Raw genomic sequence first — 12685 nt, forward strand, 5'->3', positions numbered from 1 at the left:
AACGCTAACCCCAAACAACACTAATGCTCAACTAAGTGTTTAGTTATCCTTTAATAATGATTAGGCGAATTCTATAATAATATTTCTTTATAAAAACAAAACCTAAAATAAACATAATGCTCATTTTAATTATAATTGTAAGTAATATATCAAATACTATTAGATACTGAAATGTAACTACTAATAAAACCAATATACCTATTACAGGAAGAATTTTTCTCCAATTTATTGGTACAAAATAACAATATTTTCTTGCAAAAAAATACGAAATATAAAATGTGATCGCCATTGAAATTATTGTAGCATAGGCGGCTCCAAAAGCTCCGTAAGGCGGTATTAAAGTAAAATTTAGTATAATATTAATCCCGCCCGCAAAAATTGAGAGTCCAGCATTTTGCATCATTTTTTTCGATTGTTGAAAAAATTTGCTCGTAATTCCGGTAGCAGCCGAAAAAAGATATGAAAATGAGATGAGTAAAGTGAATTGATAAGATTCAATATATCTTTTGTCAAATAATACGGTAATCACTTCCTTACTAAAAAATGCAATTCCAAAACAAACCATAATAATTAATAGGATATTTACATGATTATATTCTGATATTTTTTTTCTGGCTTTCACTTGATTTTTCGAATTGGCGAGCCTGAAAAATTCCGGGGCATAAGCCATTCCAAATCCACCAGTAACTAATAACACTAATCCTGCTATTTTGTAACCTAAGGAATATATACCAACCATATTAAGATCAAAATATCTCTCAATAAAAATCCGATCAGACATGTTTAACACCCAAGCCGCCAGTATCGAAGGGATAATAGGTAAACTAAAAGATAGCGCAGATTTTAAGGTATCTATATGAAAATGTAAATTAGTATTATTATATATCATATATAGAAAAACTGGTATAAAAATAACAGATCCTAATAATTGAGCCTGTAAAAACCCAACAGCCCCCGATCTAGTTCCTACAACAAACCATAAAATGAAACCTGCATTTATTATCGTTTCAAAAGCAGAGATACCTATAAATATACCTGATTTTCCTTTCAGTAGTAGATACTTTTTTGGAACTAGGGAATAGGTTTGAAAGTACGATAACAAAATAGCTAACGCAAAATACGGGAAGAACTCAATTCCTTTGTATATCATACCAACATACTTGTGCATTAAAAAAAGTGTGCATAAAATTACTGTGGCAATACCAGCAACAGCCAATGCTATAGTACCAAGGAAATCACGCCGTTTTTCTTCGGATTCATAATCCCAGTAAAGCCGCATAATTGCCCGTTCAAGGCTTAGTGAAAAAAATACTGCAAGCGCTATATTCAATACACCCATAGAATTTACAATGCCATATTCAGATGGTGTAAGATAACGTGTATAAATAGGTAACAATATATAACTGGATACTTTGGGGAGTATATTCCCTAAAGTATACATAACGGTGTTTTTAGCTATATTATTGGGCAAGTAATTTTAATTTTTCTAGATTAGAAACAATATTAACCTGAAACAAACTAGTTTGCGGTGATAATCAGAAAACAAAAATTTCTAACTGTCTTTGTTTTCCCTTTTTTAATGTATCCTTCCTATATAATATTCCCCTATAGTCTTTAACCTACGATTGCTTTATTAATGCGATTTTTTTAATTAACTCTTTTATACAAATAAAGTCAGTATTATAAGGATTATCGGGATTTGAATATTTAGTTGGTTCCAGTTGATTTAAGATTGATTTGGGGGGGGGGGGGGGGCCATCTAAAAATAATATTTCCTCTGATATTCTTTCATCATTAACAAATATCATATTTTTTACCTCTACAGACAACATAATCAAGGTTATTCTCAAAAAATTCGATGCATCTCTTTAATCCATTTTATAGCAATGAAATCATTCCAGCACAAATAACCGAATATTTTGTGTTTACGAATCCATTAATTCCTTTTGTCAGTTTTTCTGAATAAGACGTAATGCGTTTGAAGTGCCTGTAATATGTAAATTTGTCGGAACTAAAAAAACTATTAAAACAGGTATCAATTTAGTTACTTGTCTAATATACCAAGAATTTACTTGATCTAAGTATTTTCAAAAATAAGAATACAATCTTGTAGCTTCATTGTACCTATTATGCAATGATACAACTATCGTACATAATTTTTGTATGTTTTCTTTCATTTTTTTCTGGATTATTATCCAAATTTTTGGTTGTGTCAAGTAAAGTTCGCAATTTCATGAAAGGGTGCCATTATATGCCTCCTACGCCGCTTTGGGTAACGCCTCCGCTTGTGCTTCGATGTTTGTCGCGCTGATATAGCTCCGGCCGGTACTCCAGTCCTCCGTATATTCGATGAGATAGCAGGTAATAAGCCGCAGGTACGAGGCCATACTGGGAAACGGTGCGGCCACACGAGACCGGCGCCGGATCTCCCGATTGAGCCGTTCCAAGACATTCGTGGAACTGATCTTCCGGGCATCCAGGTTGGCAAACGCATACGATTGCAGGCTGTCTTCTAAGCCCGCCTCCAAGAGCACCATCGCGTCGGGAAACGCCTCGGTATATTCGTCTATCACCGTTTCAGCATAGCGGCGGGCCGTAGTGAGGTCCGGTTGGTGCCAGATCTGTTTCAAGCGTTGCGCCACGGTGGCTTTCTGCTTCGGACTCACCTTGGCCAGGATATTCCGCATGAAGTGGACCTTACAGCGCTGCCAGCTACAGCCTAGAAATTCTTCCTGAATCGCCGCCTGCAACCCCTGATGGGCATCCGAGACACAGAGCCAGACCTCCTGCAGACCCCGATCTTTTAATTGCCGGAACAGCGCCTGATAGGTGTCCTGCGATTCCTGATACATGGGTTCGACGGCGAGTACGTCGCGCGTCCCGTCCCGCGTGATGCCCATGACCACGAGGACGGCCAGATTCTGGCCCCGGTGATTGACCCGGATTTTCTCATAGAGCGCATCGATCCATAAGACAGGATACTCCGCCTCGAGTTCGCGCGTGCGAAAGGCCTCGACTTGGGCATCCAGTGCCTGACTAATGGCCGAGACTTGGCCTGCTGAGATGTTTTCGATGCCCAAGGTGTGGGCTAACCGCTCGATCTTGCGAGTGGAGACGCCATTCACGAACGCTTCCCGAACGACCTCCATCAAGGCTTGTTCCGACCGTTTCTTTGCGGTGACAAAGAAGGGAATATAGCCGCCTGAACGGAGCTTCGGCACGAGGAGATACATCGTCCCGAGCCGCGTATCAAACCGGCGGACGCGCGTGCCGGAAAAGTAGGTCTTCCCCTGTGTCGAGTGCGTCCCTTTGGGGGCGCCCACTTTCTGGCTGGCTTCCACCTGCATCATCTGGTGCGCGATCCATTCCAGCATGGCTTGGAGTGGGTCGGCTTCGCTGATAAATTGTGATAGTAATCCCTCATAGATTGCGGTATCTTTGTTCGAAGCCATCGGTGTCCTCCGTGGGTGTTTTCATGATTGGTTATCTGAAAATTAGGAGGCATCGATGGCTATTTCCTATCAATTATTTTGAAATTGCGAACATGAATTTACACTACCAATTTTTAACAATTAATTAGTAGTATTCCTGTTCTAAAATTTTTTTTATATTTTTTAGGTGTGGGTATTTTTTAAATTCCAACCGCACTAATTCATCAAGATTGCTATTAGTATTTGTTTTGGGGTATTTTTGAATAAGGTGGAAATTTAATAATAACTGTTTAAATATCTGCTTAGCTATATCTAATACAGTAAATTTTAAATAATTTTTTAAACAATGTTTTGAATATCCCTTAATAGTTTGATTATCTATGATTTTTTCAAAATGCTTAAATTCTTTTCTTGTTTCAGAGTTGATATAAAAGTTTTTTATAGATTTATGTCTATGTGCCCAATGATCATCCGCGAAACGTTCTCTAACATTCCAAATTTTATCTATGTACTTGATACCTCCTTGAGCACATGCAATACAACCAATTACAAATTCAATATAGTTATCATTGATTATTTTTTTTTTTGACAAAATGTCAAATGATACTAATAAATTATCTCTATGCTGTAAAGACCATAAAACATTTCTATAATTTTGCCAAAAGATTTCGGCATTTTTTATTAGCCCAAAATTTATTTCATTGGCATCATAAGACTGAATATTATTTGAATAATAAAATTCCCCATTGAATTTATTTAGAAATCCTACATTCAATCCTTGAACAGTTTTAAAAGAGTTATTATCCTCCAAAAATTTTAATCCAAATTTTATTGAATCTAACGGGATAAAATCGTCATCTGCACATAACGCCACATATTTTGTATTAATATTTTCTAAACAAGTATGAATTTTCTTAACAAAACCCTTTTTCGGACAGTGTATATAGTGAATATTTTTTTTAAAATTCTGATTCTCAATGGACTCTTCACTTGAATCCAGGTAAATTACACTAAACGGTGCTCCAACATAGTAATCTATAGATCTTTTTACATATGAATGCCTATTAAAAGTAGGAATTATTAACGTAAATTTGTTAGATAGATTCACTTATATATTTTCCTCTTAAGACACAATCATCAGTCCAATAATATTTCCACTGTGCATATCTACCAGCTAATATAATAGAACCAAGTTTAACATTTGCCCTAAATTTATTTTCCCAGATAGTCAGTGGTTCTAAGTCATCTTCTTCTCTTACAAGGCCATAATTAGACAGCCAATTTAGGATTGCTTCTTGAGCTGATTTACGTTTATGATCAAAAATAACGTTTCCCCATCTAACAAATTTTGTATGAAAGTTTATAACATGGTCTATAGAAATTACTAGCCCCATTTCTATTAATTCATCGATTACAGTTCTTGCAATTTCAGAATATCTTTTTTCAAATTTATCATATTTTGAACAGTATACCTCTACCTGGATACCACATTTTCCCTCTGGTGCATTATTGCGCGACATTATCTCTGTACAATAAATCCTTGTACTATACTTACCTTTATCATATACGTAAATCCAATTTTCGTTTCTAACCGCGGGATGGCTTACTTCAATATTTATTAAAAGGATGGAGGAATATAATAATTTTTTAGAGGCTGATTCAATATCATTTGGAGCATCACTTAATTTTACAAAATCTGGTAATGGTATTGTTGAAATTAAGCGATCATAGTTAATCGATGTGTCGTCACTAAATATAATTCTCTTTTCTATAAGATCAATTTTAGTGGCGTCTTTTCGGTAGTAAATATTGGAATTTTTCATTATTCCATCCAAAAAACTAACAAACCCACCGTTTTTAGGATACCTTACATGTTTAATATAATGAGTTTGTTCATCCAAATCACCTTTATAGCCCTTCTTTACCGTTTCAACATCAGGATAAAATACTCTTTTGCCAATCCAATCAGTTGTCAGTTCTTCAGGCGCAACAGTCCAATATTTCTCTGTGTATTTTCTGGGAAATTCTTCATAAAAAGTTGGCCCAAATGCTGCGATTAGCCAGTCTTTATAATTTTCGATTTCATGGTTTTCATCTCTCGTATTAATAAAATCATTAAAACATTCTTCCCTAAGTCCTTCTGGAATTGCATACATGTTACTTTGAGCTGGATGAGGTATCCAATCTCCATGATAATAATTTACTGTTTCAACTGGATATTCAAGAATACGTGATTCACCTAAACTCTTTTTTAAAAAATCTTTTACAAATTGGTTATTAGTAAATGAAACATGTGGACCTTCGTCCCAAACAAAACCATTTTTATTGTAAGAATGAACATGTCCTCCATAATAATTCTTTTTTTCATAGATTAAACAATTTTCATGCCCAAGGAAATATGAAATGCTCAGACCCGCAATACCAGAACCAAGAATTACTGTCTTCATAATTAAAAATTCATGCCTCTTACAATATTCTGTTTAATTTTTTTTCATTGTTTATTAAAATATTTAGACCTTCTTTCAAACTATATCTTGGTTTCCAGCCATAATCAGATAATGCAAATATATCAGCTTCAGAATGCATAATCTCATTTTCTCGATATGATTTTGCACCAAAATCAAGTTCAGTCTCAGAATTTGTTAACCTTTTAACGGTTTCCACAAAATTTCGTATCGTGACTGCTTTACCCCTTCCAACCTCAAACTCCAAGAAATTTGGACTTTCCTCACGATACTTCTCTAACAAAATTTTATAAGCGTTTACAACATCATTTACAAATATGAAGTCACGTTTTTGTTCACCAGGGGTCAATTCTATTTTTTCTTTATTTTTAAGGCAACTCCGAACAACCCAAGTAGTAAATTTTGAGGGATCATCTCTAGGGCCATACATATGTTCTAATTTTAGGTTAATTATATTAATCCTATCTGACATTTCTTGAAGCCATTCAACGAACTGTTTTTTTGAAAGCGTATAAGCATGAAGGTAAGCGTTAGGATGTTTCTGTAATAAAGTACCCGTATTGAAAAAAACAGCCGTATTGAAAAAAACAGCCGTTTCGAACAATTGTAGGCCAAACATTAAGTTGGTCTCAACAACTTTGCTCACTGGGTCATCATTTCGTCCATAGTGGCAAGCAGTGTGAACTACTGCATCGATACGTCTATATTCAAATGCTTTGGCAATCGGCACTTTATCAACATCATAACTTTCAACTTGAGAAAGTAGGTTTTTTATTCTCCACGTATTCGAAGTGGAACGTTTGATGATGCTAACTTCATAGCCTTCATTTACTAGCGCTTCAAGTAAGTGACTACCTAAGAACCCGGTAGCACCTGTTAGTAGTATTGTTTCCATATATTTTGAAATGAACTAACCATTAGTAAGCTTTTTATTCCCATTCGTCCGTCAGGACACTTCCTTCTGATACTCCTCTTTCAATTAACGCTTTTTTAAAGCCAGAAATCATGTCCGGGGGCCCGGAGATAAAATAATCGCTACTTACACCATTTTTTTTGAAAACTCGATCAATGTCAATAAGTCCATCATGATTTTCAAAATACACTTCTACCATCTTTGACTGATTCTTCGCATTTGTCAACTCGTCCTGATAGATGTGGTGTTTCTTCGAACGAAAACCCAAGTAAATTTTCGGGTTTTTATATTCACGAAAAGACTCATGTGTGAAAAGCGAAAGAAAGGGAGTAATCCCTGTACCCCCCGCCAAAAAGACTGTTTTTTCCTTATTATGATCTTGGGTAAATAAATCGCCATATGGAAGCTTCAACCAGACCTTATCCCCTTCCTCCATTGTTTCTTCCATTTGAGTAGTGAATTTACCTTTCACGGCATATGTAATTCTTATATTCTCCTCATCAGGATTGCTCTGCATGGAAAAGCACCTTGATTCGGGCCATTGTCCCACCCCATCATATGTTTCATCAATGGCTAAATGCAAAAATTGTCCAGGGTAGTATCTATATCTCCACCGAAGTGATTCGAATTCCACGGTAAAAATTTCTTCCAGCTGTTTTGTTATCGAAACAATCCGTGAGGGATATTTCTTTGCTAACATCTGTTAATTCGTTTTTTCCGCAATAAACGAAGTGATGACTTTTTCCGCATAATAGAACATCTCATATGTCAATCCGGGATATGTGCCCAGAAAAAAGGTATTACGCATAATATAATCCGTATTCTCAAGATGTTCAGCCATTCGCCATTCTTTATCTACGAGAGCTGGCTGCTTGGTCATATTTCCAGCGAATAAATTTCTCGTTTCGATTCGTTCCTGGTTTAAGTATCCCGTTAGTTCATCTCGCGTGAATGGAGCGTCCTTGGTTAAAGTCACAATAAATGCGAACCAAGCTGGATCAGAATTATCTGTTGCCTCAGGCAATATAAAGTATTCTGGAAATTTCGAGAATATTGCCTTCCATTTTTTAAAGTTTTCTTTTCGCTTTTCGCAAAAATCCGGCAGTTTCTTGATTTGTGCAGCACCGATTGCCGCCTGAATATCTGTGATTTTTAGATTGTACCCCACTTCAGAGTACACATATTTGTGGTCGAATCCATAGGGTAAATCACCAAACTGTTGAGAGAATCGCTTTCCGCAGGTGTTATTTTCACCAGGAGCACAATAACAATCTCTGCCCCAATCACGAAACGCACGAACTAGCAGGGCTAATTGGGGATCATTAGTGCATACAGCGCCACCCTCTCCGGTGGTAATATGATGTGCCGGATAAAATGAAATAGTGGATATATGTCCGAAAGTACCTGTTTTCTGCCCATTATACTCGCTGCCAAAAGCGTCACAGTTATCCTCCATAACCCATAAATCATGTTCTTCTGCAATTTCCATCACTGCTTCGACATCAAACGGGTTACCGAGGGTGTGGGCGAGGAAAATACATTTCGTTTTTGGAGTAATAGCCTTACGCATCATCTCCACATCAATATTATAGCTTGGTATATCTACATCCACAAAAACCGGAACTAACCCGTATTGAATAATTGGTGTGACGGTGGCAGGAAATCCTGCTGCAACGGAAATCACTTCGTCGCCTGGCTTGAGTCGCTTTTCCCCTAATTTTTCGGAGGTCAATGCAGAGAACGCCAATAAATTTGCTGACGAACCTGAATTTGTTAGCAATACATTATCAACTCCCAGGTAATCAGCAATTTCAAATGTAAACTCTTCGGAGTAACGTCCTTCCGTCAACCAAAAATCGAGGGAAGCATTGACGGCATTAACCAGTTCCTCTTCATTAAATACCCGACCGGCATAATTCACTTTTGACTTTCCGGGGAAAAACTCTTTACTCCCGAATTTCTCTTGGTAGTATTCAATTGTTTTATCAATGATCTCTTGCCGTAGTGTCTTCTCTTTTTCCATATTTGCTAAATAAGTCCTTATAAATTATAACGTCAATTTGAATTCTGTCGTTAAGTTAGGTATCGATTAATTTGTCTTTCAGTTATTTGGCGAACATTCTTACCAGCCAGTCGCGCTTTGTTCCATTCTACAATGGAGCTGAGAGCCATATTAATATCCCACTTTGGGTTCCAGTTTAACTCAGCCTTTGCCTTGGAACAATCGAGTTTCAAATAATTAGCTTCATGAGGTTGGGTATTAGTATTAACCTTGTAGGAGGCTCCCTCTCCCCAGAGATTACAGATAGTTTTTGCTATCCATTCCACGTTTTTCACATCATCATCATTAGGTCCAAAATTCCATGCTCCACTATAATGCGGTCCTTCAAGATATAGCATTCTGGCTAGAACTAGATAGGCCATAACGGGTTCCATCACGTGTTGCCAGGGCCGGATCGCATGGGGATTACGTATTTTGAATTTTTGTTGTTCCGAAATAGCTCTAATAAAATCGGGGATCAATCGATCAGACGCCCAGTCTCCCCCACCAATCACGTTTCCCGCACGTGCAGTTGCCACAGCAACTCCGTGCTCTTCGTAGTCTATTGGATTATAAAATGATCGACGATACGCCGATGTCACTAACTCCGAACACCCCTTACTATTTGAGTACGGATCGTATCCTCCCATTGGCTCATATTCGCGGTATCCCCAATGCCATTCTTGATTCTCGTAACACTTATCCGTAGTTACGTTTATAATTACCTTTAATGACGGGAGTTTTCTACACGCTTCCAGCAAGTTGACCGTTCCAATCACATTGGTCTCATAAGTCTCAACCGGCATTTCGTATGAATCTCTTACAAGCGGCTGTGCCGCCATGTGGATTACAAATTCTGGATCAACGTTATGAATGAATTCTGTTAATTCTTCTAAGTTCCGTACGTCTCCAATTTTTGATTCTACAATATCGTCAAGTCCGGCTTCTTCAAATAAACTGGGGATTGTAGGTGGCTCAAGAGCGTACCCATTTATTTTAGCATCGAATTGATTTAATACAAGAGAAAGCCAGGATCCCTTGAAACCCGTATGCCCTGTAATTAGTACCTTTTTATCTTTAAAGAAACTCGCGATTTCTAAAAATTTTACCATACTTTCCAAAAAGCGTTCCCTTGCTTCCAAAGTTTATTTAAATGGGCTACATCTCTCTCATGATCCATACACTCCCAATTTCCTTTATGCTTATAGACCATAACTTCACCTTCGGCAGCCAATTCTTCCATTGGACCATGTTCCAGGTCGCAATCCTCATCGGGAGTGAGATAGTTTAATAATTTTGAATTAAAAACCATAAAACCCCCATTAATCAATCCGGTAGAAGTTTGCGGCTTTTCCTGGAAAACCTGTACCTCACCATCTGATTCTATCAATTCACCAAACCTCGCTGGTGGATGCACCCCTGTGATCGTGATTGTTTTCCCATGCGATTTATGGTATTGGAGAAGTTCATCAATATTGACGTCTGATACTCCATCACCGTATGTTAGCATATTTATGTCATCATTTAAAAATTTCTCAACTCTTTTAACCCTTCCCCCTTTTAAGGTATTTAAACCTGTATCAACAAGAGTTACCTTCCAATTTGTTTCGTCATGATTGTTATGAAACTCAATATTTTTACTATTCATGTCGATAGTAAAATCATTATTTAATGTTTCATAGTTATAAAAATAATCTTTGATAACCTCTGATTTAACTCCCAATGCAAATATAAATTCATTAAACCCATAATGAGAATAAATTTTCATAATATGCCATAGTACCGGCTTTCCACCGATTTTTACCATTGGTTTTGGAACCACATCTGTTAACTGCCCAAGACGAGTCCCCCAACCCCCTGCAAGTATGATTGTCTTCATGTTACTGTCCAAGCATTTTTTTATAATATTTGATATTTGCTTCCTGGTTGTGTATAGTACACAATTGGTCTTTTGATTTATTTAAAAAGTTTTTTGTCTCATTGTATAACCCTGGTTTGAAATTCTTGTCTAAATTATCATCAATTTCAACAAAATCTGTATTTATACTTCCAATTTCTTGGATCTGTAATTTTTCTAATGGCCGGAATATTAATCTATATTTCTGAGTCATAATTTCTATCCCCCACCGGCCGGGGGCTTCCCAATTAGCCTGATAAGAAAAAAGAGCACCGTTCTCTGCAATGCCAGCACCCGAAAAAATGGAGGCAACAGGATGCCACTTCAATCCGCCGGCTGTAAAACTTATAATCTCTTTAGGGTGGCTACCAAGAAAAAATGCCAAGTCAACCACGTGTGATGAATTACCAATAAACCAATTTTCTTTTACACCTGGCGCTTTTTTTAATTCGCTAATTTTATGTGACCACTCAGTAAATTCAAAATGGAAAGACGTGACTCCACCATCATCTTGAATAATTTCTTGGGCTTTTTGAACTGACGCATAAAACCGTCGATTGTATGCTACGAAAACATCCGCATCACGTTTTTTAGATTCTTCAGCAACTTTGTTAATTTCTTCTATATTTAAGCCTCCCGGTTTTTCAACGAGAATCTTTTTTACACCGTTTTTTAACAAATTGATAGTAACAGGTGCTAATTGTTCCATACCTACTGCAACGATAGCTGACTCTGGGTTTTGAACTTCAGAATTATTCAACCATTTGTTAAGCCCACCCGTTCTAACAGTCCTACCACATTTCTTTTCAAATGCAGCAGCGGATTCCTCTCCACGACCTATTGCAGTAAATGGCACGCTAAGGGCATCCAAGACCTTCACATACTCAACGGCCATATGCCCCACCCCAATGAGCCATAGACTCTTATTCATGTTATCGGACATGCTTGAAATTCTTCTCCCGTAATTTTTGATAGGTGGCTATTAAAAGCCTCCAACATTGGTATATGATAAATTTGACACTCATTATAGGGTGTTAAATCGCATTGTCCGGTATCTATAATCTGATCAATAATTTTACCAGTCATTTCACTCTGAAAAGGTACTCTAATTTCTTTAGTATTCGACTTCCTTGTCTTCGTCTTACTTTCATGCCATAACGTACCTTCATTTTCATTTATAAGAAACTTCTCATTTTCAGTCTTGATACTAATTGAAAGTGAATTATCTGCAGCGTATACCTGGTCGACAGCCTCTAGTGAATCCCCTCTTTCTGTTATTATTTTTAGACTTCCTTTAATTTCGATAAACCCTTCTCGTTTTGACGGTACTAGCTGAGGTTGCAGTCCTGAAATATCAACATTAAAATTTTTCGCATCCGTCAAATAAGATAAAAGGTCAATAAAGTGTATTGAATTAGATGCTAACCCCCAATTCTCTCCCTTTACTTTAATAAAAACAGTTTTTGATTTATGTAATATACCTTTTATCTCTTTAAAAAAAGGATAGGCACGCCTCGAACAGTTCACCCAAGTTTTGGTGTTCGTTTCATCAAACCGCTTATTCATTATAGAAAAATCCCGACTATCCTGAAAAACCACTTTTTCCAAGATTAGGTTTTTTATATCTGCATGTTTAAGTAGTAAATCAGTTACATTCTTACGTACGTTTGCAGTTGTCGCCATAATTGCCAAATCAAGATTCTTGGGTAGTAGTTTTATATGTTTATGATAATAGACAGTGCTCGTCGTTTGTGGATTTATTGATTCTTGATATCGAGTTTTTGCTGACTCAAGTGCATGTTTATCAGGATCTATTACAAAAATTTTCATAGACTTTTTAGATTTAGTTAAACCTTGTAAATGCCTGCTGCCTAACTGTCCAGCTCCAATAATTGCTATATACTTATGTTTATCCACAAACTTGTTTGTCCTTTAGGC

General features: G+C 36.9%; 11 protein-coding genes. All 11 read right to left on the reverse strand.

Annotation, left to right across the window (positions count from 1 at the left end; all coding sequences use genetic code 11):
* Positions 1–43 precede the first annotated feature (43 nt).
* Positions 44–1471 carry an oligosaccharide flippase family protein gene (locus tag K9N57_08450; GenBank protein MCF7804206.1) on the reverse strand — a complete coding sequence of 476 codons (1428 nt, stop codon included), beginning with the start codon at positions 1469–1471 and terminating at the stop codon, positions 44–46.
* Positions 1472–2258: 787 nt separating this feature from the next.
* Positions 2259–3452 (reverse strand): IS256 family transposase, encoded by a 1194-nt coding sequence (locus K9N57_08455; GenBank protein ID MCF7804207.1) that lies wholly within the window; start codon positions 3450–3452, stop codon positions 2259–2261.
* A gap of 124 nt (positions 3453–3576) precedes the next feature.
* On the reverse strand, positions 3577–4539 hold the full coding sequence (locus tag K9N57_08460; protein MCF7804208.1) for a TIGR00180 family glycosyltransferase: 963 nt from the start codon (positions 4537–4539) through the stop codon (positions 3577–3579).
* Positions 4526–5878: an FAD-dependent oxidoreductase gene (locus K9N57_08465; GenBank protein ID MCF7804209.1), complete on the reverse strand. Its 1353-nt coding sequence runs from the start codon at positions 5876–5878 to the stop codon at positions 4526–4528. Before K9N57_08465 ends, K9N57_08460 begins: the two co-directional genes overlap by 14 nt.
* Before the next feature lie 19 nt (positions 5879–5897).
* On the reverse strand, positions 5898–6791 hold the full coding sequence (locus K9N57_08470; GenBank protein ID MCF7804210.1) for an NAD-dependent epimerase/dehydratase: 894 nt from the start codon (positions 6789–6791) through the stop codon (positions 5898–5900).
* Positions 6792–6825: 34 nt separating this feature from the next.
* The gene (locus K9N57_08475; GenBank protein MCF7804211.1) at positions 6826–7509 is read right to left on the reverse strand and encodes an FAD-dependent oxidoreductase; all 684 of its coding nucleotides are present in this window, start codon (positions 7507–7509) and stop codon (positions 6826–6828) included.
* A 3-nt stretch (positions 7510–7512) separates the two neighbouring features.
* Positions 7513–8832: a lipopolysaccharide biosynthesis protein RfbH gene (gene rfbH, locus K9N57_08480; protein MCF7804212.1), complete on the reverse strand. Its 1320-nt coding sequence runs from the start codon at positions 8830–8832 to the stop codon at positions 7513–7515.
* Between the two features lie 50 nt (positions 8833–8882).
* Positions 8883–9962, reverse strand: coding sequence for a CDP-glucose 4,6-dehydratase (rfbG, locus tag K9N57_08485; GenBank protein MCF7804213.1), 1080 nt, complete (start codon positions 9960–9962; stop codon positions 8883–8885).
* Complete coding sequence (gene rfbF / locus K9N57_08490; protein MCF7804214.1) at positions 9956–10729, reverse strand: glucose-1-phosphate cytidylyltransferase; 774 nt, start codon at positions 10727–10729, stop codon at positions 9956–9958. Before rfbF ends, rfbG begins: the two co-directional genes overlap by 7 nt.
* 1 nt (position 10730) lies before the next feature.
* Positions 10731–11690, reverse strand: a complete 960-nt coding sequence (locus K9N57_08495; GenBank protein ID MCF7804215.1) for a Gfo/Idh/MocA family oxidoreductase — start codon at positions 11688–11690, stop codon at positions 10731–10733.
* Positions 11675–12664: a Gfo/Idh/MocA family oxidoreductase gene (locus tag K9N57_08500; protein ID MCF7804216.1), complete on the reverse strand. Its 990-nt coding sequence runs from the start codon at positions 12662–12664 to the stop codon at positions 11675–11677. The genes K9N57_08495 and K9N57_08500 overlap by 16 nt, the downstream gene beginning before the upstream one ends.
* Between the last annotated feature and the right edge of the window lie 21 nt (positions 12665–12685).

It is taken from the genome of Candidatus Neomarinimicrobiota bacterium (assembly GCA_021734025.1).
Lineage (GTDB): Bacteria > Fidelibacterota > JAANXI01 > JAANXI01 > JAANXI01 > JAANXI01.

Coding starts and splice junctions, on each gene's coding strand:
- rfbG (MCF7804213.1), bottom strand. CDS start 9,962: ATGGTAAAATTTTTAGAAATCGCGAGTTTCTTTAAAGATAAAAAGGTA.
- rfbH (MCF7804212.1), bottom strand. CDS start 8,832: ATGGAAAAAGAGAAGACACTACGGCAAGAGATCATTGATAAAACAATT.
- K9N57_08495 (MCF7804215.1), bottom strand. CDS start 11,690: ATGTCCGATAACATGAATAAGAGTCTATGGCTCATTGGGGTGGGGCAT.
- K9N57_08470 (MCF7804210.1), bottom strand. CDS start 6,791: ATGGAAACAATACTACTAACAGGTGCTACCGGGTTCTTAGGTAGTCAC.
- rfbF (MCF7804214.1), bottom strand. CDS start 10,729: ATGAAGACAATCATACTTGCAGGGGGTTGGGGGACTCGTCTTGGGCAG.
- K9N57_08465 (MCF7804209.1), bottom strand. CDS start 5,878: ATGAAGACAGTAATTCTTGGTTCTGGTATTGCGGGTCTGAGCATTTCA.
- K9N57_08455 (MCF7804207.1), bottom strand. CDS start 3,452: ATGGCTTCGAACAAAGATACCGCAATCTATGAGGGATTACTATCACAA.
- K9N57_08475 (MCF7804211.1), bottom strand. CDS start 7,509: ATGTTAGCAAAGAAATATCCCTCACGGATTGTTTCGATAACAAAACAG.